Genomic DNA, 25,346 nt, shown 5'->3' on the forward strand with positions numbered 1-25,346 from the left:
TCATAGCTGCCGGCATCTGTCAACCCTTAGCGTCTGACAATTGTCACTAAATTATAACATAGAACGCGCTCGATGCCCAAAGAATCCTTGTCAGTGATCGCGCTCCATCAAATAATCGGTGATGGACTGCAGTCGTTCCGGCATGGCCAGATTGGCCCTGGCAAGCGCATGCTTGGCTTCCGCCGTTAAGCGCGCAACGAGCGCCAAGCTTTGTTCCATTCCGATTAAATACGGGTAGGTGACCTTGTGCTGCTGAACATCGCTTTGGACAGGTTTGCCCAGCTTTGATTCATCACCGATTAAATCCAGTATGTCGTCCTGCACTTGAAAGGCCAGACCAAGCTTGCGGGCAAACTCTTCGAGTGCATCGAGCTGCTCGGCGGAAGCTCCCCCGATACGGGCGCCGGCTGTAACCGAGAAAACAATCAAATCGCTTGTTTTATGCAGGTGGATGTACTCCAGCTCGTCAAGCGAAGTCACGCCTTGTTCACCAAGAATATCGGCCGCCTGACCGCCTACCATTCCCGCCGCACCCGAAAGCTTGGCAAGATCGGCTACAATGGCCAGGGCGGTCTGCGGAGCCACTCCGTATGCCGCGGATTGGGCAACCGCGTAAAATGCATGGGAAAGCAATCCGTCACCCGCCAAAATAGCCATTGCCTCGCCGAAAACCTTATGATTTGTCGGCTTGCCCCGGCGATAATCATCGTTGTCCATCGCCGGAAGGTCGTCATGAATCAGCGAGTAGGTATGAACCATCTCTATTGCACATGCAACCGGCATAGCTGCAGCAGCGGCGCTTCGATCGTTCTTGACCGCTTCGGCGGCTGTCAGTACGAGGATCGGCCGAAGGCGCTTCCCTCCCGCTTCCAATGAATACAACAGCGCTTCGCGAAGTCTCGAGGGAATCTGCCAGCCTTGGGGCAGCGACGTTCGAAGCGCCTGTTCTATATCCAAGGCGGTGCGTGTTAAATACTCTTCAGTCGAAATAGAAGCGTTCAATCTAATCCCCTCTGTCTTCGTTTGCCGGAGCAAACGGTTTTTTGTGAAAGCCGTTCTCGGATTCGATCAACATTTCTATTTTACGTTCGACTTGTTCCAGCTTCGCGCCGCATAGCTGCGAGAGCTTCATCCCTTCCTGAAAAAGATCGATCGCCGTTTCAAGGGGTATATCGCCGCTTTCCAGTTTGCTCACGATTGTTTCAAGCCGTTCCATCGCCTCTTCGAAGCTTACGATGTCCTGCTCTTCAGTCGTCATCGTCTACATTTCCCCTTTCATTCCCCAAACATGACAATCCAGTTGGCCGTCTGCGAGCTTAACTTTGACTAAATCGCCCGGTTGAACGTCATCGACGGATTTGATCAACCTTTGTTCCTTATCGTCATAAACCAGGCTGTATCCGCGCGACATGACCTTTAGGGGGCTCAATGCGTCTAACTGACGAATGGAAGCAGTCAGCTGCATTCTCCGCGCTCTCATTCCGGAAGCCATAACCGCTTCCAGCCGTTGTGAAGCTCCATCAAGACGTTTTGCCGCAAATGCCGCCTTATCACCGGGATGGGAAACTGCCAAAGCCGCGTTCAAACGCATTAGTTTCTCCCGGCTTCGTTCCGTTTGTCTGAACGCTCGCTGTTCAAGCCGTTCCTTAAGCCGGTCAAGCCGCTCCGCCTGCTGCAATAAATATTTTCGCGGGTTAATAAATAACGGCGACCGGCGGACTCGTGCCAGCCGCTCCTTGCGCCTCTGGATCTCCGTCCGCAGCGACTTGGAGAGTCTCGCCCGCAGATGCATAAGCTGCGACTGCAGTTCCAATACGTTCATAACGGCAAGCTCCGCTGCGGCCGTCGGCGTGGCCGCGCGCAAGTCGGCCACAAAATCAGCGATTGTAAAATCAGTCTCGTGTCCGACTGCCGAAATCACCGGAATCGCCGATGCCGCAATAGTCCGCGCTACCGCCTCTTCATTAAATGCCCAGAGCTCTTCAAGCGATCCGCCGCCGCGCCCTATGATTAATACGTCGACTTCCGCCAAACGGTTCATTGTTTCAATCGCCCGTACAATAGAAGCGGCCGCTCCCTTTCCCTGGACGAGAACGGGAAAAAGCAGCACCGGCACGGATGGGTGGCGGCGCTGCAGCGTAATGATTATATCGCGCACGGCTGCGCCCGTCGGCGATGTTATAACACCGATCGCTCGAGGAAATCGCGGAATCATCCGCTTGCGCGTCGGCTCGAACAACCCTTCAGCCTCAAGCTTGCGTTTTAACTGCTCGAATGCCAGATACAAACTGCCGATACCGTCAGGCTGCATTTGCGTGGCGTAAAACTGATAGTTCCCGTCCCGTTCATATACCGATATATTGCCGCGCGCCAATACCTTCGTGCCCTCTTTCGGCATGAAGGGAAGCTTCTGATTATGGCTTGCGAACATGATGCATTTCAGCCGGCTGTCGTTGTCCTTAAGCGTAAAATACATATGACCGCTTGAATGATGCGTAAAATTGGAAATCTCTCCGCGCAGCCACACATCGCCCAGCAGTCCGTCCGATTCCAGCTTCATTCGGATATAACGGTTAATATCCTTGATCGAATAGATACGCGAACCGTCCGCCATATTCGGTTCACTCCCCGATTTGATTTGCTTGCTTTGCCGCCTTAAGCGTGTTCAGCATGAGCATTGTGATCGTCATCGGTCCAACACCGCCCGGGACCGGCGTCACGTAGCCCGCAACATCCAGTATATCCTCGAAATCGACGTCACCGGCCAGCTTGCCGTCCGGCAAACGGTTGATTCCAACATCAATCACGACTGCGCCCGGCTTTACGAATCTCCGGCCAATCGCTTTCGGTTTGCCGATTGCAACAACGAGAATATCGGCCGTCTTCGCTATAGTCTCCATATCAGCGGTGCGCGAGTGGCATATTGTGACCGTAGCGTGCTCGCGAAGGAGCAGCATCGCAACAGGTTTACCGACAATGTTGCTGCGGCCGATTACAACCGCATGCTTACCCGAAATATCTATACCGCTGCGTTTCACCAGCTCGATAACACCGGCTGGGGTACACGGCAGCAGGCTTTCATCTCCGATGACAAGATTGCCCACGCTCACCGGATGAAAACCATCTACATCCTTCGCCACGCTTATCGCATCCAAAACCGCCTTCTCCTCAATATGTCTCGGGAGAGGAAGCTGTACCAGGATGCCGTTAATATTCGATTGCCGGTTCAACTTCCCGATAAGCAAGAGCAGGTCTTCCTGTGTTGTCGTTGCCGGCAGACGATGAACCTCGGAGTATATGCCGAGCTGCTGACACGCTTTTTCCTTGCTTCCGACATAGACCTTTGATGCGGGGTCATCCCCTACGAGCACAACCGCAAGTCCGGGTACGATCCCCATTGCGGCAAGCCTGGCGGTCTCCGCACTTATTTCCACGCGAATTGCGTCCGATACTTTCTTACCCTCGATTAGCTTAGCGCTCAAAATTATATCTCTCCTTCTTTAAAAGGTCATCCTTGGACGGATGGTTATCCCGCCTTGGATGGGTATCCCCCTAAATCCCCCTTGAAAAGGGGGACCCCGAGGGCTCCGCCCTCTGGACACCCGAATGGTTGTCGATGGTGCTACAGCGGCGCTCCCTAGGAGGCGTAGTGCGGGTACTCGTTTTCGTCCCTCCGGGACACACTTTTACTTTAGGCCCGCCTTAATGCCGGAACTGCGTCCCAGCATACACGTGCTCCGTAAATTTTATAGCCTAAGCCTTTGGCTTGATTTCCTGGAGCAGGCGGCCAAGGACGCCGTTTACGAATTTCCCCGACTCCTCGGTGCCGAAATGCTTGGCTAGTTCAATGGCTTCGTTAATCGCCGCCTTGGGAGGCACATCGTCCCGAAAGACCAGCTCTAAGCAAGCGAGCCGCAGAATCTGACGGTCGACCCGCGATAGCCTGTCCACCTGCCAGCCGGTCAAATAATGCTGCAGCATATCGTCAATCGCCGCTTTATGCTCGGTTACGCCGTTAACAAGCTCCCTCACATGTTCGTCAATGCGGCTGACGTCCGCTGCGCTGGCTTCGATTTCATTTTCCTCGTTCACTTCGTCTACCAGCATATTGACGGCATCGCCCGCCGTTACCTCATTCATTTCCATCTGGTACAAGCTCTGTACCGCAATCTCCCGTGCGAGCCTTCGTTTCATGGGGCCTCCTGAAAGTAATTCGGATTTATCTGTAACAAACCTCTATATGCTGCTTTTAAACCGGGCGGCATTATCTCTAAGCTCCCGGCTCAGTGCTTTTCGAAAAAATATGATCTCCTCCCTGCCCCGAACAGAGAGTGCACTGTGTCCGGGGTACGGAGGAGACCATAGCATTATTTAAACGGCCGCCAGCGCTGCATCAGCCACTCGGACAAACGGTTCCAGGGGATAACCGGTCCGTTTTGTTCATCCTTCATCTTACCGACTGTATAACCGATCCACAGCAGCAGAGCGAAGAACAGCATGTCCCAAAAGCCTACAATAAAATAAAGTATGCCAAGAACTACGCCCACGGTAACGCCTGCAATCCGTCCCCCGTAGGTTGTCCAGATTTCCTTCCACATCATCGGCATCACCTCTATTCCACGCGACTTTTATAATTGGCCGATTGGATGATGTTCGCCACAAATACGGAAACATTCGCAACCGGGATGCCCGTAATCTCTTCAACATGCGACTTTACCGCACGCTGTATCTCTTCGGTCAAAGCCGGAATCGAGCTTTCTCCGTCGGCAAAGGCCCGGAGCGAGATGTCAATGCCCGCTTCAGTGATACGAATCCGGGCTCGCAGATCCTTCACTCCTCGCTGACGTCCGGCTGCTTTCAGCGCGAGATTCTCGACCGTTTCCAAAGAGATCCTTATATCGCCTATCTCTGTCCTTTGATCGATGGAAGGCGCCGACGCGTTGCCGCGGCGAAGCGAAACATAAAAGAACCGAAGACTGATGAAAAAAAGCACAGCCGATACAATGATCACGGTCGCACGCAGCCATTCGGTCTGCCTGCCATATACGGCGTGAATAATGCTGTTTAACCAATCATCCGGAAACCAGTTAAAGCCCGCACAGAATCCTATAACCGACAAAGCGCCGATTGCTACGCTGTATAGAAACAGTAAAAGCTTGTCCATCACTCTGATCAACGGGAAGTTCCTCCTCGGGGCGGACTAGATAAAACCCCCTAGCACCGAGCGGCAAGCCCATCCACAAGGGGGTACGCTATCATTCATTACCACAGCCTTCGTGCTACTTCAAGCGCAGCTGTGTTTCTTCATCTTCCAGTTTCTCTGTCATCTTAAAATGAACGTCGTGAATATGAACATTCACTTCGATCACATTCAAGCCGGTCATTGTTTCAATCGAGCGTTTTACATTACGTTGAATATCGGATGCAATCTCCGGAATCCGGTTGCCATACTCGACAATAATGGAAACGTCTACAGCCGCCTCGCGCTGTCCGACTTCGACTTTGACGCCCTTGGACAAGTTTTTTCGGCCCAACAATTCGGCTATTCCGCCTGCAAATCCGCCGCTCATGCCTGCAACGCCTTGTACTTCGATCGTAGCAAGTCCTGCAATGATTTCTATGACTTCGGGTGCGATCTGAATAGTGCCCATGTCCGTTTTTTCATAGTCCGCTGCCAGCGTACTCATGGTATCCTACACCTCCCCGTGAAGTAGCGTAGCCCCAGCCTTTCGCCGATAGCTCATCCGCTTCTTATTTCTATACTATAGCATTCGAAGAGAAATATGACAAACTAAGCGTTTACACGTAAACGCACTTCGAAAGCATACGCTTAGGAACCGTTTACTGTCAAATTAATACAGTTCTGTCGTCAGTCATGGTTAACTGAAGCACACTTCGGAAGCATTCGCTTAGCAACCGTTAACCGCCAATCTTTGGAAGTTTGTTTCAGAGCATGCTCGGAAACATACAATTAATCTTCCGGGTTATTCACATCGTATTCCTCGAGAAACTTGATGTCGAAATCACCCTTAATGAATTTCGGATGACTTAGCAGCTTCAAATGAAACGGTATCGTCGTTCGAATCCCGTCTATGGCGAATTCGGACAGTGCGCGTTTCATTCTCGCGATCGCAGCCTCACGGGTCTCGCCCCATACGATCAGCTTTGCGATCATCGAATCGTAATGCGGCGAAATAGTATATCCCGGGTAAGCGGCGCTGTCAACGCGGACCCCTAGACCGCCGGGCGGAAGGTAAAACTGGATTTGCCCCGGAGCCGGCATGAAATTTCGGTCGGGATCCTCGGCATTAATCCGGCATTCCATCGACCAGCCGTTAATTTTCAAATCGTCTTGTGTTATCGATAACGGGTTGCCTTCGGCCACCGAGATCATTTCCTTGATCAGGTCGATACCCGTTATCATCTCGGTCACCGGATGTTCAACTTGAATGCGGGTATTCATTTCCATGAAATAAAAGTTACCGTCCGGTCCAAGCAAAAATTCCAATGTGCCCGCTCCCGAATACTGAACCGCCTGCGCTGCGCGAACCGCAGCTTGGCCCATTCGCTGACGAAGCACCGGACTTAATACGGGACAAGGAGCTTCCTCGACCAGCTTCTGACGTCTGCGCTGCACGGAACAATCGCGCTCAAACAAATGAACGGCATTGCCATGCTTGTCGGCCATAATTTGAATTTCAACATGCTTCATGCCGGTCAAGTATTTCTCCAAATACACACCGGCGTTGCCGAATGCCTTTTGCGCTTCCTGCTGGGCTGTCGTAATTTGCGAAATGAGCGCTTCCTCGTCTTCCGCAATCCGGATTCCTTTACCGCCTCCGCCCGCCGTCGCTTTGATTATGATCGGATAGCCGATTTCGCGGGCGACGCGAATCGCATCCCCCAAATCTTCCACTAGACCGTCGGAACCGGGTATAACCGGAACGTCCGCTTCCTTCATCGTAAGCTTGGCAACCGATTTGTCGCCCATTTTGCTGATAGCCTGCGGGGACGGCCCGATGAAGACTACGTTGCACGATTCGCAAATTTCAGCGAAGTCGGCGTTTTCCGCCAGAAACCCGTAACCCGGATGAATGGCGTCGCATTCCGTTAATGTTGCAACACTCATAATATTGGTTAAGTTTAAATAGCTGTCCTTCGATGCCACCGGTCCAATACAGTACGCTTCGTCTGCAAGCCGCACATGGAGCGACTCGCGATCCGCCTCGGAGTAAACCGCTACTGTTTGTATTCCGAGCTCTTGGCACGCGCGAATAATCCGCACGGCGATTTCGCCCCGGTTCGCAATTAATATTTTGTTAAATTTCACGTTCCAAGCTCCCTTCGCGCACATTTGTCCTTGATGAATGATTAAAACCGGTTTATTCCGGTTTAACAAGGAATAATGGCTGCCCGAACTCAACGAGCTGTCCGTTCTCCACAAGGATTTCCACGATTTCGCCCTTTACTTCCGCCTCAAGCTCGTTCATCAATTTCATCGCTTCCAAAATGCAGACCACAGATTTTTCATTCACGCGGTCTCCGACATTGACATAAGGGCCGTTCTCCGGAGAAGATGCACGGTAGAAGGTGCCGACCATCGGGGATACGATTGGATGCAGGTTATCCGTTTTGGCGGCAGACTGCTGGATTTCCGTCTGCTGCTGAGCAGGCAATGCGGAATGTTGTTGTACCGGGGCTTGTACGGCCTGGGTATATGTAGGAACGACCGACGCGGCTGACACATTTACAACTTCCGTTTTGCCCGGCTTGCGGATAAGCAGGCGTGCGCCTTCGTTTTCAATTTCAAGTTCGTGTACGGACGTTTGATCAACCAGCTTGATCAGTTCTTTAATCTCGCTTAGCTTGAACAATAGTTTCACTCCTAAAAGTTTTGTTCGATACTTCTTGGGCATACGCCGGAGTTGAGAAGAAAACTTGCTCCGGAAGCATACGCTTGGTTTTGTTCGATACTTCTTGGGCATACGCCGGAGTGAGAAGAAAACTTGCTCCGGAAGCATACGCTTGGTTCTTTTTGCTTATTTGGCGCTGAAAACGTGCACATAACAGTCCTATTATAGCACAAACACTGCCGAACACGAACCCATTTTTTACACGTCCTTAATTAAGAGCGTTTCCGGTGCGGCTTGGAATTATGAATGAAGACGGCAAAAACGCCCCTCCGCCATAACGGCATCGGGGCGCTTATGATCAGCTGTTGCTTGGAACGAACTGGACGGACACCTGATCGCCGGTTACGCCCAGCTCTTTAATAACCATCATCATGATGCTGTCCGCCTGACTCTTCTCGAGCTTGTCGCTTTGCACCACGACTTTGTATTTATCGTTGTCTTCCGATACGAAAGCGTTGCTGAATTGTTTGACCAATTCGTCCTCAAGCCCGGTTATTTTCGTATTTTTATCTTCAAGCTGATCGAGCTGCTGCACGGCATCGTTGGCTTTGTCCGGGTTTTGCTTCGTATCCGAGATGCTGCTGTACAGGCGGTTGTATTCTTCATAATATTTCTGATCACGTTCTTGCTGCAGTTGATTGAACAGCGTGCTGCTTGCGCCTCCGCTTGCCTCCAGTTGCTTCAGCACTTCTTCATCCGTCTTGTTGGCTGCTGCGGTGTCTCCTGATGCTGCGCCAGGCTTAGCCGACTCTCCCGTCGCAGTGTCCGCAGCAGTTTTATCGCCTTTATCCGTCACTTCCGTCCCTGCAGGTGTTGTGCCTGTATCTTTGGCCGCATCGGAGCCGGATCCTGTATCTGCATCGGCGGACTTGGTTACTTCCGTTACGCTAATTCCGTTCTGCAGGGTCGTATTCCCCGATGCTTCCGTCGCGTCCGTCGTCACCTGCTCTTGCTGAGTGCTGTCGGTCAGCATATCGGATGATGGATTGACATCTTCAGTAAATAAATAATATGCCGACAAGATGACCATCAAGCTGAGCATTGATACAAGCCAAACCGTTTGCCTTTTCGTGTTCATTCGAGAACAGCCTCCCTTTTAATCATTCATTTATTTAAATTGGTTATTGATATTTTCTTGGAACGACTGAGATTCGGTTTGCCGGAACGCTTATGCCCTTCTCGACCGCATCCAACAGAAGCCGCCTGACCGTTCCGTTTTCGGCACCTTTGGCGACGATCAGTATCCCTCTGATTGTGGGTTTGATTCGTTTGGTCACAATAGGCGCTTGGTCGCCGGATGTCTCATAGAGCACGACCTGCCCGTCCTTGGTGATCGAGGTAATGTGCCGTTTCCCGCCGTTCTTGTCGTTCTCGTCTGTAATTTGCTGCGACTCCTTCTCGTTTCTCTGAACCACAACCTCTTCGGTGGAATCCACAGTGACCAGGACGTCGACCGATCCGACTCCGACTATTTTCTCCAATATATCTTTAAGCTTGGTTTCCAGCGGCTGCTCAATCGATTCAAATGACGTTGAATCGCCGGAGCCCTTGCTTGAAAATGCGGCTTGATCGGTTGGTGCCGAATTATCGGGCTGCTGTGCGGGAGGGTCGACCGATCGGAAAGTGAGAAACGAATTCAGCAGCATCAGCATGGCCCCTATCCCCCCGATAACAAGCAGCCATCGCAGCGTCTTTACCCGTTTCGGACCTCCCGGACCTCCGCCGACAATCGATTCAAGGCCTTCCAACCATTTTGCCACCGAAGCTTCCCTCCCTTCTATCCGGGCCGTATTCCTGCAAGTTCCTTTTTAACAGCACAGTTGGTTCCACCACCCGGGTTAGCGGCCCGAGCCGCCGTTATTGCTTATTTGCCGAACGGCTATGGCCTGCGGGGCAACCGCCCATCCGTCACGCAGGACTTGAGTTATCACATCGGCTTCATGTCCCCCCACTGGCACATAACCGCGATCACCGGATACATCGACGGAGTCGGTCTCACCAGTGTCTGGCTGAACCATAATGTTCACCGGCATCACCTGCTCCACCGGCATCATGTCCTTGGAGTCGTTTTTTTGCTCCGCTCCGGCCTTGCTGCCGGGATTTTCCGCTGCTTCAGGCTGATTCCCGTTGCCTGCAGGCGGTTGACCGGCATCGGGGTCCCCGGAAGCACTCAAGGTGACCATTACCGATTTAATTGCCGCGTCTTGGCCGCCTTTCGAACCGGCCGGCTCCAGCGTGAGTGTCAACTCCTCGACCTGCAGCCCGGTTCGCTTAATAATTTGCTCGCGCATCGCATTCGCCAGCTGCCGCTCCGTCAGTGCGGCGGCCGCCGCCTGCTGCTTCCGCCTGAGAGCTTCAGCGTCCTGCTGTATGTCCTGCAATGTCGGCATGCGTATCTCCTTCGCCGCCCCGGCTTTGAACCAGTTCTCCATATTCTGATCCAGCCTGGTGCTGAAATCACCCTGAAGCAGCCGGATAATGGGAGACATTATTGTGAGCAATATGATCAATCCCGCGATAAGACGGACATAACGCTGCATGGATTTGTTGGGCAGAAGCAAGTCAATGAATCCCGCCAGCAGCACAACCGCTATAATTTGCTGCAGCCAGACGGCGAGCCATGTCAGCATTGTCCTCCCCCTTTACGCAGGAACGTATATCGCCTTTCCGTTAACAACTGGCGTGCTTCACCTTGCCATAACGGTTGCGTTGCCGGCCGTTAATATAATAGTTACAGCAAGGAAAAACATTAATCCCACGGCTGCGAGCGCGGCGAATACATAGATGAGCGTTTTCCCGATCGTCTGCAGGCAGTCGACTATCGGGCTGTCGCCCAGCGGCTGCATGATGGCCGCCGAAACATTATAGATAAGCGCCAACGTTAATATCTTGATGGCTGGAAAGGCGCACAGGAAGATAAGTATAATAACTCCCGCAAGGCCTATCGCGTTCTTCACCAGCATGGAAGCGGATATAACCGTGTCTGCGGCGTCGGAGAATGTTCGCCCGATTACCGGGACAAAGTTGCCGGTGATGAATTTGGCCGTTCGCATTGTCACTCCGTCCGTTACCGCTCCGGTCGCTCCCTGCACGGAGATCACTCCGAGAAAGACCGTCAGCATAACGCCCATCAGACCGACCCCGAAGTTTCGCAGCACATTTGCAAGCTGGGTGACCTTGAACTTGTCTGTCAGTGCGCTTGCGATATGGAGCACCGCCGAGAAGAAGAGAAGCGGGAACACAATCGTATATATCATCGAACCGACGGCATGTATCATGAAAATAATGAGCGGATGGAGCACGGATACGGTAACGACGCTGCCCATTGTAGCGAGAAGTGTCAGCAGCAGGGGCACCATCGCCATCATGAACTGAATCATGCCTCCGATCGCGTCCTTGGCATAGCCGATTGCGACCGTGAAGCTGTTGACCGCCAGCACAATCATAACCATGTAGGTGATGCTGTAAGCCACTTTGCTGACGGTATTGCGCTCGAAGGCGGTCTGCATCGTCTCCAGAATCATGCTGAACACCGTTAATATGACGATGGTGATAAGCAGCTTCCCGTTGTAAAGCACCTCATGCAGCACATAGCGGAGCAGCCCGATCAGAACGGTACTTAGCTTAAGCCCTTCTCCTCCCGGGGTGATCATTTCCATGAAGCTTGGAACTTCACGATCCGGGAAAAAACCGCCGTATTCATTCTTCAAACGGTTCCAGTAAGCCTCGACAGCCTCCGTGTTCATATCCTTCAATTGTTCGTTTGCCAAATCCTTGTTTAAAGTTGAGGCGCTCTGTTCCTGCGGGTCACCCGCAGCGCCGGCAGCCTGTTCATTGCGATCGTCCGGAGTCGCCCCTGCCTCAGGCATCATGGACAGCAGCAGCATCAAGAGCATCGCCGTAAGCACCGCGATTCGGAGCAAACGCATCATTATGCTTCAACTCCCCGCCGGCAGCAGGCCGAGCACCGTCTCAACGATGACACTGATGATTGGAACGGCCATAACCAGAATAAGCACCTTGCCGGCAAATTCGATTTTGGATGCGACGCTTTCCTGGCCCGCGTCCCTTACGATTTGCGCGCCAAATTCGGCAATATAGGCGATGCCGATTATTTTTAGAATCGTCTTCAGGTAAATGGATGGAATCCCGGACCGATCCGCAAGCTGTTCGAGCACCGTAATGACCGCTTCGATTTTGCCGATCACGTATAAGAAAATGAAGAGCCCGGTAAAGGCGGCCAGTAAAAATGCGAACATCGGCTTTTGCTCGCGGACGACGAGAATCAGCACGGTTGCAATCAACCCCAGGCCGACGATTTGGATCATTTCCAAGTCCGTTCACCCGCCTTGACTTAAACCCGCTATTGAAACAGAAATATCGTCTTGATTTCCTGAAACAAGTCATTCAGAAGGCGGACGACCATAAAAAGCACCACCACAAACCCGATGACTGTTACCCAATGCGCCATATCTTCCTTGCCCATCTGCTTCAGGACCGTATGGATCATCGCTATGATAATACCGATTCCAGCAATTTGAAAAATGGCGCTAACATCCATATTCATTGTTCCGGCACCCCACTAAAGGATCAAAATGACGACAAGCGCCGCGATGAGTACGCCGAGGCTTTTCCACATCTTTTCGTAGCGCGCTTGATCGTCCCGCGCCGCATCTTCCTCCGCTTTAAGCTGCTGCATGGCGAGCCGCAAATGCTTGATCTGGTCCTCGCGGTCGCTAATGCCAAGCGCCGAACCGAGCCGGATCAGCGCCGCTTGTTCCGAGCCCCGCATGGCTGTGCCGGGCCAATGTCCGTTAACTGCTTGCTCCCAGCATTCACGGAAGGTTAGCCCGTCCGCTCCGGAGAGCCGCTCGGTTACTCCGATAAGCAGCGATGCTGCGGGCTCCGGCAGGTGAAGGGCCGAGCGTTTGATCGCTTCCGGCAGCGGTGTGTACCCGTAGCCGATTTCTGTTTCGAGACGCTGCAGCGCATGGGCGAGCTGGCGGATTTGACGCGGCCGTGCGGCATAGCGGGAAGCCTGCAGAAAGCCGATCATCGTACCGGCGAACAGGATTAGTGCCGCGCCGATAAGTTTAACCAAAGGCGCCGCCTCCTTTGGCCGCTGTCGGCTCGCGTGCCGCAGGCGCTCTGCCTGCCGCGGCAGCCGGAACGACCCGTGTTGCAATGCCGGATTCGGAGCGGCGAAGCTCAACGCAAACCGCAAACGCCCCCTCCTCCAGCAGCCTCCGCAGAGCGGGGCGTCCAAGCGCATCCCCGGCGTCGTTGGCATGAGCCGTCGCTATAACCGCAACGCCGGCATGAGAGGCGTCCAGAATGGCATCCGCATCTTCCTCGCGGCCGACTTCATCCACAATCATCACCTCCGGCGACATGGAACGGAGCATCATCATGATCCCCTCCGCCTTTGGACAAGCATCCATTACATCCGTTCGGGGACCCACATTAAATGTCGGCACCCCCCGGACACAAGCGGCGATCTCGGACCTCTCATCGACGATGCCTACCTTTCGCGCCGGCCATCCCGCCGCGGCCGGATGGCCCCAGGCGCCGCTGCTCACCGCTCTCGCAAGGTCGCGCACTAGCGTCGTCTTGCCCTGCTGCGGAGGAGCGAGGATGAGGGCCGGCAGCACCGAGCGCTTGTTCATATCAAGCAGCTTAGGCAGCAGACCCGCAGCTGCGCCTACTACCTCTCTGGCGATTCTGAGGTTGAAGGCGGCGACGTCGCGAATGCCGCGAACGGCTCCGCCCTCAAGAATAGTGCGTCCCGCGATACCGATACGATGGCCGCCGGCTACTGTGATATACCCGCGGCGCAGCTCCTCTTCCATTGCATAAAGCGAATGATTTGTTACCCGCTCCAGCAGCCGGCGGCATGTTTCTGTCGACGGCTTGTACGCTTCCTGCGGCCGACCCAGAAGCTCGCCATTCAAGCCGACGAACCAATAGCCTTCTCCGGTACCGATTTCAAGCGGCCGGCCTTCCCGGATTCGAATCTCTTCGACTTGCTCCTTCACCCGCAGCGGTATCCGTTCAAACACGGCATTGAGCTCCGAAGGCAGCAAGTGCATTACGCGCTCCAGCATGCGGCATCCCTCCAGGAACCTTGACTTAAAGTATGGCAGGCGATAGTTTTATAGTTTCATCGCGAATCCAATGCTAGTTTCAATGTATTCGGACGAGCAGGCGATTATGACAAGCCAAAACGTCCTATTAACGGCTGCCGAGGCTACTTTTTTAAAATTCCTATTAAAAGGCATGCAATACCCGTCACCACCCAAATCATCTTGCTCAGAGACAGCTTATCCGACATCCCCACAAGCCCGATTGTCGTTGTTGTTATAAGCACCAGCGGACCAACCAGCGCAAGTGACGCATTCACCGCGAGCGCTTTATCGATTTCGTTCAAACGAAGCATAATGAGCGCCGCGCAAATTTCGATACTTCCGGACAATAAACGAAGTGAAGCCATACTGAGGACGATTTTATTAAGCATTCAACATTCCTCCAGTCATACATAGATAAGAGATTCCGTTTGCGTCATTTCAAAGCTGAACCCTTCTCTACTACTCTTATGCAGGCTTGTCTCCGGTTGATGCCGGGAATATGGAGACGGGGTGAGGTGAACCGGGCACACGCCCTTGACCGACTGCATATATTGCTCTGGTAATGGCTCTTATCACCGATACAAAAAAAGCGAGGAGATCGATCTATGACAACCTTTCCCCGTACAACATGGCCCGTCTCACTGCAGGATCCGAGCGGCCGGCGCGGATTGTCCGGCGGTTCCGCCCAGGAGCAGGGTGCGATCAAGGCAGCCGGGCGAGGACAAACGATGGTTATTGATAAAGGATTAGGCCGACACGCCTTCTCGGACCTGATTGAAACCTCCGGTAGCTATATAGATTGCATAAAGTTCGGCTTCGGGACCGCGCCGCTGTATCCCACTGAACTTCTTCTTAGTAAAATCGAACTGGCGAAACGCCACGGAATCGTGGTGATGCCCGGCGGTACGCTGCTTGAAACCGCCGTGCAGCAGGGCGTCGTTCCGGCATTTTTCGAAACGGTATGCAGACTTGGATTCGATGGAATTGAGGTCTCGGACGGTACGATCGATCTTCCCCGTAACCTTCGTACGGAGCTGATAAAGGAAGGGACTAGGCGAGGGCTTCGCGTCGTAACCGAGTACGGGAAGAAGCTGAGCGGTTCGATTGTGGATGCCGATGAGCTTGTATCGACGGCAGATGCGGATTGGTATGCCGGAGCAGAGCTTGTAACCGTGGAAGCGCGTGAATCGGGCGTCGGCGTCGGATTGTTTGATGAGAAGGGTGACTGCCGGGAGGATGTTCTGGAGACGGTATGCCGGTCAATCGGCGATGTCAGTGGAATAATGTGGGAAGCGCCTCTCAAGCATCAGCAGGTGCTCCTTCTGCAAACTTTCGGCCCAGGTGTTCATCTGGGCAATATACCGCCTTATGAAGCGCTAGCCCTTGAAACAATGCGCCGGGGCTTGCGTTCCGATACGTTTAGTCTGGGTGTACGCGATCAACAAGCCCATTACATGATTTAGTATAGAATCCCCGTTCAAATTGGAAATCGCGGTAATACGGCTTCCGGAAAGGATGAACGAACAGCATGCAGATTGAAGTCATTTCAAGCGTCAATGAAGCCCGGGCCGACCGTTTTACGCATCGGACCGCTATCGTCATAGATGTATTAAGGGCTTCCAGCACAATGGTAGCCGCGCTTGAAGCCGGCGCGCCGGGGATTTTTCCCGTTGAAACGGTACTAGAAGCAAGAGCGCTGCAGCGACCGGGTCACCTTCTTGCGGGCGAACGGTTTTGCCGTAAAATACCCGGCTTCGACCTTGGCAACTCGCCGGACGATTTCACTCCTGACAACCTCCGCAATCGCCACGTCGTACTCACGACGACCAACGGCACTCGCGCCGTGCATAAAGCGATGAGAGCGGATAATATTTTGGCCGGCGCTCTTACCAATGCCTCCGCTTGCGCACGGGCTGCGGCTGAGCTTCGGCGCGATATCGTTCTGCTCTGCGCAGGGAACCATGACGATTTCGCGCTTGAAGACGGATTATGCGCCGGTCTATTAATTGAACATTTGCAAAATTACTGTTCATCGGCTGTAGAAACGGATGACTTCGGTACTGCGATGCTGGGTTTGTACAAGAACTCCTCTAACCGCGTAGCTGATACCATTGCGGGGGCTTCAACAGGAAAGCGTCTCACTAAAATGGGGTTCGGACGCGATGTTCAACGATGTTCTCAGGTGGACATCAGTTCGGTCGTTCCCCGGCTTCAAGGAGATATGATTGTAAACGTCTGACATATCGCAAGGGCTTGTTCCATACAATTGAAGTATGGACGCCGCTCTATTGAATGCGGCGATGCTAACAGTTCGGAGGAGCATACAAGCATGAGCGGGGAAATTGTACTGGTTGTTCTCATTATTATCGGTTTGATCGGCCGTTCGCCGATCATTTCAACTGCCGCTTGCGTACTGCTGATCGTCAAATTGATTCATTTGGAGCGGTTTCTGCCGGCCATCGAGCGGCGCGGTCTGGAGCTTGGGCTGCTGTTCCTTACATTCAGCGTCCTTGTTCCGTTCGCCTCCGAACGGATTCAATCGAAGGAAATGATCGGCGCGCTGCTGTCGTGGCCGGGCATTCTTGCGCTGGTAGGCGGCGCAATCGCCACTTATGTAAACGGCAAGGGCCTCGAGATGTTACGATTCGATCCCCAGCTCATAGTCGGACTCGTCGTGGGATCCATTATCGGCATTGTTTTTATGCGCGGCATTCCGGTGGGCCCGCTAATGGCGGCAGGCATTACCGCGATTTTATTTAAGTTGTTCAAGCTTATAGCTGACCGGTTTTAGTCCACCACTATGTCCCCGGAGGATTCCGAGGGCGCTGCCCTCTGGACACCTTATTTTAAATTAATAATCTTTAGTTCTGTAGATCACCCCCTAAATCCCCCTGAGCTTATGCTTTCGAAGCAAGCTTTCCTCCGGAAAGCTCTTAGGGACCCCGAGGGCTCCGCCCTCTGGACACCCGAATATTCGTCGGTGGAGTTACCGCACTGTACCTTGTTCATACATGCGTGGCACTCGTTTTCGTCCCTTTGGGACACACTTTTACTTTTGGTGCTCCATAGTGTTAAGACAGTCGGACACACTTTTACTTTTGGCGCTCCCTTAGTATAAAGACATAAAGAAACCTCCGGATCCGCTTGGCGGATGGAGGTTTCTTCGTGATTTAGAATAGAATATGAATGGATAAGTTCAATATTGTTAACGGCGGTCTTGAGGGCCTCCGACGAATACTTGCTCTGTCGTGTCGAGACCGTAGGCTGTGTGGAGCGCACGCACGACGTCGTGCACCGGTTCAGCCGAGATGATGCAGGACAACCGGATTTCGGAAGTGCTGACCATTTTGATGCTGACGCCTAAATTATAGATCGCTTCGAACATTTTCGCCGCAACCCCCGGATTGCTGACCATGCCCGCTCCGACAATAGAAACCTTAACCAGATCGACCTCAGAACTTACTTCGCGGAAAGGCACTTCGCTGCGTATGCTTTCCACAACGCCGATCGCCCTTTCCTTGTCGCCAAGCGAAACGGTGAAGGCAAAATCAGCTTTGCCGTCCTGTACGCCGCTTTGGACGATAATATCCACATCGATGCCGCTTGAGGCCAGGGCGCCGAAAACTTTGGCAAGCACGCCCGGCACATCCTCCACGCCCAAGATGCTGATTCTTGCTACGTCTTTGTCATATGCGATGCCGCGAACGACAACCCCCTGCTCCATGACCGCTTCCTCCTTGACACTGGTCCCTTCGTTTTGCGTAAAGCTCGAACGGACGACCAGGCGCACGTTGTAATTTTTGGCATATTCGACCGCCCGCGGATGCAGAACGGCAGCACCCAGGTTCGCAAGCTCAAGCATTTCATCGTAGGAAATTTCATTAAGCTTACGGGCGCATTTGACAATACGCGGATCTGTTGAATAAATGCCGTCCACATCCGTGTAAATTTCACAAACATCAGCCTTAATCGCAGCGGCCAAAGCGACAGCCGTCGTATCGGAGCCCCCGCGACCAAGCGTCGTAATCTCTCCGTCCTCAGTCATCCCCTGAAAACCGGCAATTAGGACCGCATTCCCTTCTTCGAGCGCTTTAAACAACCGTTCCGGCCGAATATCGGTAATGCGCGCCTTGCTGTGAACCGCTTCGGTACGAATGCCGGCTTGCCAGCCGGTAAAGGACATAGCGCCGTGACCGAGCTGATGAATAGCCATCGAAAGCAGCGCGACGGAAATTTGCTCACCCGTCGTGAGCAGCATATCCATCTCCCGTGCAGGCGGGCTGGAGTTGAGCTGTTTTGATTGGTCGATCAAATCGTCCGTCGTATCACCCATTGCGGACACGACCACGACAACCTTATGGCCGGCTTCCTTATAATCGGCGATCCGCCTGGCTACCCGCTGCATCCGTTCAGTGCTGCCTACGGAGCTGCCGCCGAACTTCATTACTATCAACGACAACGCTGATCCACTCCCAACGTAATTCTATAGTCTTAATTAGCGCAATAACATCGGCCTCGTTCTTCTCAAACAACGAGGGGTGTAAAGCGCGAATAATCATCCAAAATAAGATTATAGCATAAGCTCCTGTCTTTGGGTATGCCGGAAAAACGGAAAACCGCCCGGCATAAAGTCCGGACGGCTTGAATTTGCTATGAAATACGTTATGCGCGGGAAATATATTTACCTTCGCGGGTGTCGATCAACAGCACGTCGCCTTCATTAATGAAGAGCGGCACTTGGACGTTCAGACCCGTTTCCACCGTTGCATTCTTTGTGGCGCCGGTCGCCGTGTTGCCCTTGATGCCCGGCTCGGTCTCCACCACTTTCAAATCAACGCTGTTCGGCATTTGGATACCAATAATTTCACCTTGGTAGCTGGTAATGTTAACGGTCATGTTTTCTTTGAGAAAGTTGACTTCCCATTCAAGCTGCTTCTTGTCCAGCGTGAATTGGTCGTACGTTTCATTATCCATGAACGAATACTCGGTACCGGAATTGTACAAGTACTGAACCGCACGGTTCTCAATTTGTGCGCGGCCGATGTTCTCGCCTGCGCGGAACGTTCTTTCGACCGTGTTGCCGTTACGAAGATTTTTCAGCTTGGAGCGTACGAAGGCGGCGCCTTTACCCGGTTTGACGTGCTGAAAATCGATAACTGTAAAAATATCGCCGTCCACTTCGACGGTAAGCCCTGTTTTAAAATCGTTGACTGAAATCACTGCTTAATTCCCTCCTAAGTAAACTTTCATTGATCATATGTGCTGCACTCATCCCAAAACGCGAAGCTCCTTCGGAGATGAGGTTAATAACGTATTTCCGTCTTCCGTTATGACAATATCGTCTTCGATGCGTACTCCGCCGAACCCCGGGATGTAAATACCCGGTTCGACCGTTACCGTCATACCCGGTTTAAGTACGATTTCCCCCGTCTTCGACAGTCTCGGGGATTCGTGGATTTCCATCCCGAGTCCATGGCCTGTACCATGGCCGAAGCATTCGCCATATCCGTGCCGGGCAATTACATCCCGGGCCAATGCATCGGCCTCTCTTCCGGTCATACCGGGCTTGATGCCGGCAAGAGCCGTAAGCTGAGCTTCAAGTACGATCTCGTAAATTTCGCGATGCTTGTCCGTGGGGGTACCAACTACGACTGTCCTTGTTATGTCGGAACAGTATCCTTCGTAATAGGCGCCGAAATCGAGCTTCACAAATTCGTCCCGGCCTATGATCCGATCGCTTGCAACGCCGTGCGGCAGAGCCGAGCGCTCGCCGGAAGCGACAATCGTTTCGAAGGATGTTGAAGACGCTCCATTACGGCGCATGAACATCTCCATCTCCAATGCGACATCGCGTTCGCTCACACCCGGCTTTATAAAGCTCAGAATGTGATTATACGTTATGTCTGCGAGGACGGCGGCATTGCGCATGACGGCCAGCTCCGCTTCATCCTTGATCAGCCGCAGCTCTTCCACTATACCGGATTCCGGCACAAGCTGGATCCCTCCAAGCAGCGCTTTCCAAACGGAATAATCGCTGAACACGACATGCTCCTGCTCGAATGCCAGCCTCACGATTCCTGCCGATAACGCCAGCTCTTTGACCGTCTCCATCAATTTAAGCCCATGCTCGACGACAGTGAAATCGGCGGCCTCAAGCGGAGCTTGCGTCATGTATCGGAAATCGGTAATCAGCCAGTTGTTCGATAACGTTATAAGCAGCGCTCCCGCTGTCCCGGTGAAACCGCTCAAGTACCGGCGGTTGACCGGGCTTGTGACGAGGAGCGCATCCAAATTCAAGTCGCGAAGCTTGTTTCTTACTTCCGCTATCCTTTTATTCGTCAACATGGAACCACCCTTTCACCCGCCGCATGCAGAACCGGTCAGGCCGTTTAAGCTCTTCAGCTTCGCGGCTGAAGGTGATGGACAAGAGCGTTTAATCCGAGAACGTAGCTGTGCGCTCCGAATCCGGCGATTTGACCGACTGCCACAGGCGCGGTAACAGAGACATGCCGGAATGGCTCCCGCTTGTGAATGTTCGACAGATGCACCTCGACAACGGGAAGACCGACCGAGCTCAGTGCATCGCGCAGCGCATAACTATAGTGAGTCAGCGCCCCCGGATTAATTATGATTCCGTCCGCTTTACCGTACGCCTCATGAATGCGGTCGATTAGCGCGCCTTCATGGTTGGATTGAAAGAATAACGTTTTAACACCGAGATCGGCGGCCGAATGAGACACCAGAGCTTCAATGTCTGCCAAAGTTGTCGTGCCGTAAACGCCGGGCTCGCGAACGCCCAACATGTTCAGATTCGGTCCGTTTAATACGAGAATAGTTGCCATGAGGTTCCTCCCGGCGGCATAGATCAATTGCCATTTTACCACAAAGACCCATGCTTTGAGAAGGGCAATACTAGGCGCCGGCCCTTGAGAGTTTTCCCGTTCCTCCGGTATTCGGTTCGCGGGACGCTTCGTCGTTGTATTCGAATGAGATCGTATAGCCGATAAACAGTCCCCACAGCAGAAAAGCGCACATTTCCGACACAAGCGTTTCGTATCCGATCTTGTTGATCGGCATCGTCATATTAAACACGGGCCCTATTACGATAAACATTGCACCCCACCATAAAGCGCCGTAAGCAAGACCTGGCATTGGCCCCTTCAGCCTCCCAAACAGAAGCTTATATAGGAGAGAAGCAATAATTGAGAATATAATAAAGCTGCCGATTCCGACTACGTGGCCCCATCCTGTCTTGAGAAAGGTGATGCGAAAGAAAGGATCGGCCAGGAATCCGGGAATGACTTTGGTGAAATGGACCAGATAGAGTATCCAGCGGAACGTTCCCCAAATCAAGCCTGCAAAAAAACCGAGCACGAGACAGTATCTAAACGGGTCTGTCCGATGCTTTCCGTTGTAATCCGACCGGTCGCTGCGGATCCGGCGTTTTCCATGCAGCTTCGCCATGTGATATCTCCTTCGTTATAAGGCATATCGGGAAAGTCCCTCTTCGTAGTATGCGTAAGAACAATCCCTGGTAATCGTTCAATTGTGAAGGCAATTTCGGCAAAGGGTGCCACTCGCAATAAGCAGCGGAATCAAGTACAATAAGAGGTATAAGGAAGCTGGCTTCAGAACGGCTCTTATCAGACATGAAGAACAGAAGGATGGTGATTCGCCCTTGTCGCAAAACACGCGAAATATTTATGGCGGACAGGCCGTCATCGAAGGGGTTATGTTTGCAGGCAGACATGCAAACGTCACGGCGGTGCGCCGGAAGAACAATGATATCATTTTTTATGAAGTTCCCCGAACGACAAAACCTTGGGTGCAGAAGCTGAAAAAAATTCCTCTGCTGCGCGGCATTGTGGCCATTTTGGAGTCTAGCGCCAAAGGCTCGCAGCATTTGAACTTTTCGATGGAATCCTATGCGGAGGATGAATTGTCCGAAGAGAAAGACGGGGCTAAACCGGAAGAATCGGCAAAAGCGGAGCAAAAAAGCGGCTGGAGCCTCAGCATGGTCGTCGGCGTTGCCGTAGCCGGCATACTTTCTTTTATAGTTGGCAAGCTGGTGTTTACCGTTGTTCCCGCAGCCGTCGAACAACTGCTCTTTGGACATTCCTTCTCGAATATAATAATACACAACCTGATTGAAGGCCTTATCAAAATCTTATTCCTTCTCTCGTATCTTTACATTATTTCGCTGACGCCGCTTATAAAACGTTTGTTCCAGTACCACGGAGCCGAGCACAAAGTGATCAGCGCCTATGAGGCCGGAGTCGATTTGACCGTGCCTAACGTACAGCGGTTTACACGGCTTCATTACCGCTGCGGCAGCAGCTTCATCGTCTTCTCCGTGCTTGTCGGCGTTATCGTATATTCATTCTTTCATTGGGATTCCTTATGGGAGAGGATCTATATACGAGTCCTCCTTCTGCCTGTTGTGCTTGGTATATCCTACGAAGCGCTCCGGCTGACAAACGCGATGCGCGAGCTTCCCGTACTCCGTTTTCTCGGCTATCCGGGATTGTGGCTTCAGAAGCTGACGACAAAAGAACCGACTGACGAGCAGGTGGCAGTATCAATCGCATCCTTTAACAGAATGCTGGAGCTTGATCGTCAAGTAAGCAAAGCGTAACACCTAAATAGAGTTCGGGAGAAAGGGTGAAGGTCATGCCTCGAAGAATGAGCCCGCTGTTCATCATCATCCTGGCATTCGTCGTAATCGGTCTGGTTTCCCAATCGCTGCACAGTCCCATTCAACTCATAATTCCAATTGCGGTGTTCGGCGTTATATTCCTGCTCTACAAGTTCCCACCCGGCAGGGCAAAGGTCGTTAAGCCCCGTTCCAAGCCGATCACGCGACGGGAACAGCAAACCGCTAAAACCAAATCGCGAAAGAATATCCCTTTCCGTGTCATTGAAGGCGGCAAAGATGATGACAACTTGCCGAAGTACCATTAAAGGACGTTCTGCGGGTCATTAAGCAGCTGCGTTTCTTGAAAAAACGCGCTTGCGGCATCGTATCCCGATGCATACAGATTATCGCTTTGTTGTTTTGTAAGATGGAACTGTGTGGAACGAATGCCAAGCGTCGGAATCTTGATGGTGCGGCCGCGGTTATTCTTCTCGATATAACGCTCGTCATGCGCCTGCAGCATCGTTTCGAATATTGCTTGAAACATGGAGACCGGACCCCGTATCGCACGGGGTTCGGTTTCATTTTTACCAACCATCTGATAACCTACGGTCGGAACCTGCTCCGCCTCTCCGCGCTGCTCGTTATCGAACAACCAGAGCGGGAAGTTGCTCAGCAGACCGCCGTCCACGATATAAGCCCAAGCCTTCCCTGCGCCGCTGCGTCCGTTCATCCGAAAACGGACCGGGTCGAAGAAATAAGGGATACTTACGCTCATTCTAACAGCCAGTGCTACACTGAGCCGGGACGGCTCTATCCCATAGTCGGCTATGTCGTCAGGGAGTACAAGAAGCTTACCGTTCGTTATATCGGAAGCAATGATCCGCAGCTTGCAGCTGGGCAAGTCCGCAAAGGTATGCACTCCTTTTTGCCCCAGCAACCGCTCTATCCAATCGGTGAGCCCTTCTCCGCTGTAGAACCCTCTGCGGACAAGCAGCCGCACGACGGGTCCGATAGCCCCTAGATTGTATATATAACCGCGCCTAAGCAATGAATGAAACGGCGTCTCTTCGATTGAACGTTTGATTTCGGATGACGAATAGCCTGCAGCAAGCATGGCTGCCACGATGGAGCCCGACGATGTACCCGCAAGATGATTAAACGTGATCCCGTACTCTTCGCTTGCGCAAACTGCCCCGACAAGTGAAATTCCTTTCACGCCTCCACCTTCGAACACCGCATTAATACGCGTCATAGAAGGATATACCTCCCCGCGGACGAGCACTAGCAGCTGTCATGCTGCTCGCCTTTACGAAGATGTATATGCGTGACCGGCCAGTTTCAAACGTGAAAAAGCCGCCTCTTGTCGGAGACGGCCCTTTACTTAGAATTTATTCGTTATCCAATTCGGAACGGATTCGCTTCAGCTCTTCCAGCCGATCCGGATCGCGGCGAAAATATTCAACCAGTGTCTCTATGCATGTAATGGAATCCCAGCTGAGATGATGCTCGATTCCTTCGACATCTTTATAAATATTTTCTTCCTGAACGCCTATGATCGTCAGGAAGGACTCCAGCAGCTGATGCCGGTCTACAAGCCGCTTGCCCATCTTTTTCCCTTTATTGGTCAAGATGAGACCGCGATATTTCTCGTATATGAGATAATTATCTTTATCCAGCTTTTGAATCATTTTCGTAACGGATGAAGGATGGACTTCGAGTCCTTCCGCGATGTCCGAAACCCGTGCGTAACCCTTTTCATCAATAAGCTTATATATTCGTTCCAAATAATCCTCCATGCTAGGAGTCGGCATCGAAAGAACCTCCATTCACCACATGTCCCGCACAGTGAGCCGCCGTCTGCCAGTCACTCTTAGTATCATACACTGCTTGGCACATGTGCCGCAACCCGCTGCACGGATCTTCCATTAATAACGCATCCTCGTTCTCACTTAAAATTTAAGCCATTCCGGCGTGATAGAATTTAGCCATATCGTAATCTTCGTCATCTGATCGGTGAACAGCAGGACCCCCATAAGCAGCATCACTGCCCCTCCGATTTTCATCATAATACCCGAATACCGGACAATCCATCTTGTTGAACCGATGAAAAAGGCAAGTACGAAGAACGGAATGGCAAAGCCGAGCGCATATGCTGTAGTCAGCTCAAACCATGTGCCGGGCTCCGAGGCAGCCAGAAGCAGGATGCTGGCCAATATCGGACCTGTACAGGGAGACCATCCGGCTGAGAAGCCAATTCCGAAAACAAATGAAGCAAGATAATTTGATTTCGTGAGCTTCATATTCATTTTCCGCTCTTTAAGGAGCAATTTCGGTTGAATGAGGCCGATCAGGAACAATCCCATCAGAATGATAAGCACCGCCGACAGCTGCCGGATCAATGTTTGATACTCTGAGAATACCTCCGCAAACGCATTGGTTCCGTAACCGAGCGTATAGTACACGACGGAAAATCCAAGGATGAAGAACAGCGTATGGCTCATCGTCCGGATTCGCACTTGTTTGCCGGGGTGCTCGCTTTTCAAATCAGTAACCGATACGCCGGTGATATACGACAAATAAGACGGGTAAAGCGGCAGACAGCAGGGAGAAATAAAAGAAGCGATACCTGCGCCGAATGCGGCCCATATTGTAACCTCTGACATGTTTGGA

General features: G+C 52.4%; 32 protein-coding genes. 5 read left to right on the forward strand and 27 right to left on the reverse strand.

The genetic code is table 11. The features are described 5' to 3' along the window. Positions 1-90 precede the first annotated feature (90 nt). The 19 genes from KZ483_RS19260 to KZ483_RS19350 form a co-directional block, all read right to left on the reverse strand. A complete protein-coding gene (locus KZ483_RS19260) occupies positions 91-1,002 on the reverse strand; it encodes a polyprenyl synthetase family protein (protein WP_220349201.1) in 912 nt (303 codons plus the stop codon). Between the two features lies 1 nt (position 1,003). Beyond that, entirely contained in the window at positions 1,004-1,258 is a 255-nt protein-coding gene (gene xseB / locus KZ483_RS19265) for an exodeoxyribonuclease VII small subunit (protein ID WP_220349202.1), read from the reverse strand. A 3-nt stretch (positions 1,259-1,261) separates the two neighbouring features. After that, positions 1,262-2,614 carry an exodeoxyribonuclease VII large subunit gene (gene xseA / locus KZ483_RS19270; protein ID WP_220349203.1) on the reverse strand — a complete coding sequence of 451 codons (1,353 nt, stop codon included), beginning with the start codon at positions 2,612-2,614 and terminating at the stop codon, positions 1,262-1,264. Between the two features lie 7 nt (positions 2,615-2,621). Next, positions 2,622-3,482, reverse strand: coding sequence for a bifunctional methylenetetrahydrofolate dehydrogenase/methenyltetrahydrofolate cyclohydrolase FolD (gene folD / locus KZ483_RS19275; protein ID WP_220349204.1), 861 nt, complete (start codon positions 3,480-3,482; stop codon positions 2,622-2,624). Positions 3,483-3,753: 271 nt separating this feature from the next. Next, a complete protein-coding gene (gene nusB / locus KZ483_RS19280) occupies positions 3,754-4,194 on the reverse strand; it encodes a transcription antitermination factor NusB (protein WP_220349205.1) in 441 nt (146 codons plus the stop codon). 173 nt (positions 4,195-4,367) lie between these two features. Then, complete coding sequence (locus tag KZ483_RS19285) at positions 4,368-4,601, reverse strand: DUF2273 domain-containing protein (RefSeq protein ID WP_220349206.1); 234 nt, start codon at positions 4,599-4,601, stop codon at positions 4,368-4,370. Positions 4,602-4,612: 11 nt separating this feature from the next. Continuing rightward, on the reverse strand, positions 4,613-5,176 hold the full coding sequence (gene amaP / locus KZ483_RS19290) for an alkaline shock response membrane anchor protein AmaP (RefSeq protein WP_220349207.1): 564 nt from the start codon (positions 5,174-5,176) through the stop codon (positions 4,613-4,615). Positions 5,177-5,279: 103 nt separating this feature from the next. Further along, positions 5,280-5,687, reverse strand: coding sequence for an Asp23/Gls24 family envelope stress response protein (locus KZ483_RS19295; RefSeq protein WP_220349208.1), 408 nt, complete (start codon positions 5,685-5,687; stop codon positions 5,280-5,282). Positions 5,688-5,971: 284 nt separating this feature from the next. Then, positions 5,972-7,330 carry an acetyl-CoA carboxylase biotin carboxylase subunit gene (gene accC, locus KZ483_RS19300; RefSeq protein ID WP_220349209.1) on the reverse strand — a complete coding sequence of 453 codons (1,359 nt, stop codon included), beginning with the start codon at positions 7,328-7,330 and terminating at the stop codon, positions 5,972-5,974. 52 nt (positions 7,331-7,382) lie between these two features. Next, entirely contained in the window at positions 7,383-7,874 is a 492-nt protein-coding gene (accB, locus tag KZ483_RS19305; protein ID WP_220349210.1) for an acetyl-CoA carboxylase biotin carboxyl carrier protein, read from the reverse strand. Between the two features lie 337 nt (positions 7,875-8,211). Then, positions 8,212-8,991 (reverse strand): SpoIIIAH-like family protein, encoded by a 780-nt coding sequence (locus tag KZ483_RS19310; RefSeq protein WP_220349211.1) that lies wholly within the window; start codon positions 8,989-8,991, stop codon positions 8,212-8,214. Between the two features lie 43 nt (positions 8,992-9,034). Continuing rightward, complete coding sequence (spoIIIAG, locus tag KZ483_RS19315) at positions 9,035-9,673, reverse strand: stage III sporulation protein AG (RefSeq protein ID WP_220349212.1); 639 nt, start codon at positions 9,671-9,673, stop codon at positions 9,035-9,037. Between the two features lie 78 nt (positions 9,674-9,751). Beyond that, positions 9,752-10,543: a stage III sporulation protein AF gene (gene spoIIIAF / locus KZ483_RS19320; protein ID WP_220349213.1), complete on the reverse strand. Its 792-nt coding sequence runs from the start codon at positions 10,541-10,543 to the stop codon at positions 9,752-9,754. Between the two features lie 57 nt (positions 10,544-10,600). Then, positions 10,601-11,842: a stage III sporulation protein AE gene (gene spoIIIAE / locus KZ483_RS19325; protein WP_397376219.1), complete on the reverse strand. Its 1,242-nt coding sequence runs from the start codon at positions 11,840-11,842 to the stop codon at positions 10,601-10,603. A gap of 9 nt (positions 11,843-11,851) precedes the next feature. After that, positions 11,852-12,247 (reverse strand): stage III sporulation protein AD, encoded by a 396-nt coding sequence (spoIIIAD, locus tag KZ483_RS19330; protein WP_220349215.1) that lies wholly within the window; start codon positions 12,245-12,247, stop codon positions 11,852-11,854. 29 nt (positions 12,248-12,276) lie between these two features. Next, the gene (gene spoIIIAC, locus KZ483_RS19335) at positions 12,277-12,480 is read right to left on the reverse strand and encodes a stage III sporulation protein AC (protein WP_042162702.1); all 204 of its coding nucleotides are present in this window, start codon (positions 12,478-12,480) and stop codon (positions 12,277-12,279) included. Positions 12,481-12,495: 15 nt separating this feature from the next. After that, complete coding sequence (spoIIIAB, locus tag KZ483_RS19340; RefSeq protein WP_220349216.1) at positions 12,496-13,014, reverse strand: stage III sporulation protein SpoIIIAB; 519 nt, start codon at positions 13,012-13,014, stop codon at positions 12,496-12,498. Then, positions 13,007-14,017: a stage III sporulation protein AA gene (gene spoIIIAA / locus KZ483_RS19345; protein WP_220349217.1), complete on the reverse strand. Its 1,011-nt coding sequence runs from the start codon at positions 14,015-14,017 to the stop codon at positions 13,007-13,009. Before spoIIIAA ends, spoIIIAB begins: the two co-directional genes overlap by 8 nt. 143 nt (positions 14,018-14,160) lie before the next feature. Beyond that, on the reverse strand, positions 14,161-14,427 hold the full coding sequence (locus tag KZ483_RS19350; RefSeq protein WP_220349218.1) for a YqhV family protein: 267 nt from the start codon (positions 14,425-14,427) through the stop codon (positions 14,161-14,163). Between the two features lie 216 nt (positions 14,428-14,643). On the opposite strand from KZ483_RS19350, the gene KZ483_RS19355 reads away from it, so the two are divergent. From KZ483_RS19355 to KZ483_RS19365, 3 genes are all read left to right on the forward strand, one after another. Continuing rightward, on the forward strand, positions 14,644-15,501 hold the full coding sequence (locus KZ483_RS19355) for a phosphosulfolactate synthase (RefSeq protein WP_220349219.1): 858 nt from the start codon (positions 14,644-14,646) through the stop codon (positions 15,499-15,501). A gap of 65 nt (positions 15,502-15,566) precedes the next feature. Continuing rightward, positions 15,567-16,277 carry a 2-phosphosulfolactate phosphatase gene (locus KZ483_RS19360; RefSeq protein ID WP_220349220.1) on the forward strand — a complete coding sequence of 237 codons (711 nt, stop codon included), beginning with the start codon at positions 15,567-15,569 and terminating at the stop codon, positions 16,275-16,277. Positions 16,278-16,367: 90 nt separating this feature from the next. Then, the gene (locus KZ483_RS19365; protein ID WP_220349221.1) at positions 16,368-16,829 is read left to right on the forward strand and encodes a DUF441 domain-containing protein; all 462 of its coding nucleotides are present in this window, start codon (positions 16,368-16,370) and stop codon (positions 16,827-16,829) included. A 414-nt stretch (positions 16,830-17,243) separates the two neighbouring features. On the opposite strand, the gene KZ483_RS19370 is transcribed toward KZ483_RS19365, so the two are convergent. The 5 genes from KZ483_RS19370 to KZ483_RS19390 form a co-directional block, all read right to left on the reverse strand. Next, positions 17,244-18,497 (reverse strand): aspartate kinase, encoded by a 1,254-nt coding sequence (locus KZ483_RS19370; RefSeq protein ID WP_220349222.1) that lies wholly within the window; start codon positions 18,495-18,497, stop codon positions 17,244-17,246. Positions 18,498-18,700: 203 nt separating this feature from the next. After that, a complete protein-coding gene (gene efp / locus KZ483_RS19375) occupies positions 18,701-19,258 on the reverse strand; it encodes an elongation factor P (protein ID WP_220349223.1) in 558 nt (185 codons plus the stop codon). 48 nt (positions 19,259-19,306) lie between these two features. After that, on the reverse strand, positions 19,307-20,380 hold the full coding sequence (locus tag KZ483_RS19380) for a M24 family metallopeptidase (RefSeq protein ID WP_397376220.1): 1,074 nt from the start codon (positions 20,378-20,380) through the stop codon (positions 19,307-19,309). Positions 20,381-20,436: 56 nt separating this feature from the next. Continuing rightward, positions 20,437-20,880: a type II 3-dehydroquinate dehydratase gene (gene aroQ / locus KZ483_RS19385; RefSeq protein ID WP_220349225.1), complete on the reverse strand. Its 444-nt coding sequence runs from the start codon at positions 20,878-20,880 to the stop codon at positions 20,437-20,439. Between the two features lie 70 nt (positions 20,881-20,950). Continuing rightward, positions 20,951-21,502: a YqhR family membrane protein gene (locus KZ483_RS19390; RefSeq protein WP_220349226.1), complete on the reverse strand. Its 552-nt coding sequence runs from the start codon at positions 21,500-21,502 to the stop codon at positions 20,951-20,953. 268 nt (positions 21,503-21,770) lie between these two features. Between KZ483_RS19390 and KZ483_RS19395 the strand changes: the two genes are divergently transcribed. Together KZ483_RS19395 and KZ483_RS19400 are read left to right on the forward strand one after the other, a co-directional pair. Then, positions 21,771-22,673 (forward strand): DUF1385 domain-containing protein, encoded by a 903-nt coding sequence (locus KZ483_RS19395; protein WP_220353544.1) that lies wholly within the window; start codon positions 21,771-21,773, stop codon positions 22,671-22,673. 35 nt (positions 22,674-22,708) lie between these two features. After that, positions 22,709-22,999, forward strand: a complete 291-nt coding sequence (locus KZ483_RS19400) for a hypothetical protein (RefSeq protein WP_220349227.1) — start codon at positions 22,709-22,711, stop codon at positions 22,997-22,999. On the opposite strand, the gene KZ483_RS19405 is transcribed toward KZ483_RS19400, so the two are convergent. The 3 genes from KZ483_RS19405 to KZ483_RS19415 form a co-directional block, all read right to left on the reverse strand. Beyond that, on the reverse strand, positions 22,996-23,928 hold the full coding sequence (locus KZ483_RS19405) for a patatin-like phospholipase family protein (RefSeq protein WP_220349228.1): 933 nt from the start codon (positions 23,926-23,928) through the stop codon (positions 22,996-22,998). The two genes, KZ483_RS19400 and KZ483_RS19405, sit on opposite strands and share 4 nt — an antisense overlap. A 136-nt stretch (positions 23,929-24,064) precedes the next feature. Continuing rightward, a complete protein-coding gene (mntR, locus tag KZ483_RS19410) occupies positions 24,065-24,487 on the reverse strand; it encodes a transcriptional regulator MntR (protein WP_220349229.1) in 423 nt (140 codons plus the stop codon). A 138-nt stretch (positions 24,488-24,625) separates the two neighbouring features. Beyond that, positions 24,626-25,339: a cytochrome c biogenesis CcdA family protein gene (locus KZ483_RS19415; protein WP_220349230.1), complete on the reverse strand. Its 714-nt coding sequence runs from the start codon at positions 25,337-25,339 to the stop codon at positions 24,626-24,628. Between the last annotated feature and the right edge of the window lie 7 nt (positions 25,340-25,346).

Source organism: Paenibacillus sp. sptzw28 (assembly GCF_019550795.1).
Lineage (GTDB): Bacteria > Bacillota > Bacilli > Paenibacillales > Paenibacillaceae > Paenibacillus_Z.

What these genes read in the sequence shown, in the direction of transcription:
- KZ483_RS19350 (WP_220349218.1), bottom strand. Translation starts at nt 14,427, where the DNA reads ATGCTTAATAAAATCGTCCTCAGTATGGCTTCACTTCGTTTATTGTCC.
- KZ483_RS19405 (WP_220349228.1), bottom strand. Translation starts at nt 23,928, where the DNA reads ATGACGCGTATTAATGCGGTGTTCGAAGGTGGAGGCGTGAAAGGAATT.
- xseA (WP_220349203.1), bottom strand. Translation starts at nt 2,614, where the DNA reads ATGGCGGACGGTTCGCGTATCTATTCGATCAAGGATATTAACCGTTAT.
- KZ483_RS19395 (WP_220353544.1), top strand. Translation starts at nt 21,771, where the DNA reads ATGTTTGCAGGCAGACATGCAAACGTCACGGCGGTGCGCCGGAAGAAC.
- spoIIIAC (WP_042162702.1), bottom strand. Translation starts at nt 12,480, where the DNA reads ATGAATATGGATGTTAGCGCCATTTTTCAAATTGCTGGAATCGGTATT.
- KZ483_RS19400 (WP_220349227.1), top strand. Translation starts at nt 22,709, where the DNA reads ATGCCTCGAAGAATGAGCCCGCTGTTCATCATCATCCTGGCATTCGTC.
- KZ483_RS19310 (WP_220349211.1), bottom strand. Translation starts at nt 8,991, where the DNA reads ATGAACACGAAAAGGCAAACGGTTTGGCTTGTATCAATGCTCAGCTTG.
- KZ483_RS19355 (WP_220349219.1), top strand. Translation starts at nt 14,644, where the DNA reads ATGACAACCTTTCCCCGTACAACATGGCCCGTCTCACTGCAGGATCCG.
- spoIIIAE (WP_397376219.1), bottom strand. Translation starts at nt 11,842, where the DNA reads ATGCGTTTGCTCCGAATCGCGGTGCTTACGGCGATGCTCTTGATGCTG.
- aroQ (WP_220349225.1), bottom strand. Translation starts at nt 20,880, where the DNA reads ATGGCAACTATTCTCGTATTAAACGGACCGAATCTGAACATGTTGGGC.
- spoIIIAA (WP_220349217.1), bottom strand. Translation starts at nt 14,017, where the DNA reads ATGCTGGAGCGCGTAATGCACTTGCTGCCTTCGGAGCTCAATGCCGTG.
- KZ483_RS19365 (WP_220349221.1), top strand. Translation starts at nt 16,368, where the DNA reads ATGAGCGGGGAAATTGTACTGGTTGTTCTCATTATTATCGGTTTGATC.
- KZ483_RS19415 (WP_220349230.1), bottom strand. Translation starts at nt 25,339, where the DNA reads ATGTCAGAGGTTACAATATGGGCCGCATTCGGCGCAGGTATCGCTTCT.
- KZ483_RS19390 (WP_220349226.1), bottom strand. Translation starts at nt 21,502, where the DNA reads ATGGCGAAGCTGCATGGAAAACGCCGGATCCGCAGCGACCGGTCGGAT.
- nusB (WP_220349205.1), bottom strand. Translation starts at nt 4,194, where the DNA reads ATGAAACGAAGGCTCGCACGGGAGATTGCGGTACAGAGCTTGTACCAG.
- KZ483_RS19360 (WP_220349220.1), top strand. Translation starts at nt 15,567, where the DNA reads ATGCAGATTGAAGTCATTTCAAGCGTCAATGAAGCCCGGGCCGACCGT.
- spoIIIAF (WP_220349213.1), bottom strand. Translation starts at nt 10,543, where the DNA reads ATGCTGACATGGCTCGCCGTCTGGCTGCAGCAAATTATAGCGGTTGTG.
- mntR (WP_220349229.1), bottom strand. Translation starts at nt 24,487, where the DNA reads ATGCCGACTCCTAGCATGGAGGATTATTTGGAACGAATATATAAGCTT.
- KZ483_RS19295 (WP_220349208.1), bottom strand. Translation starts at nt 5,687, where the DNA reads ATGAGTACGCTGGCAGCGGACTATGAAAAAACGGACATGGGCACTATT.
- KZ483_RS19285 (WP_220349206.1), bottom strand. Translation starts at nt 4,601, where the DNA reads ATGATGTGGAAGGAAATCTGGACAACCTACGGGGGACGGATTGCAGGC.
- xseB (WP_220349202.1), bottom strand. Translation starts at nt 1,258, where the DNA reads ATGACGACTGAAGAGCAGGACATCGTAAGCTTCGAAGAGGCGATGGAA.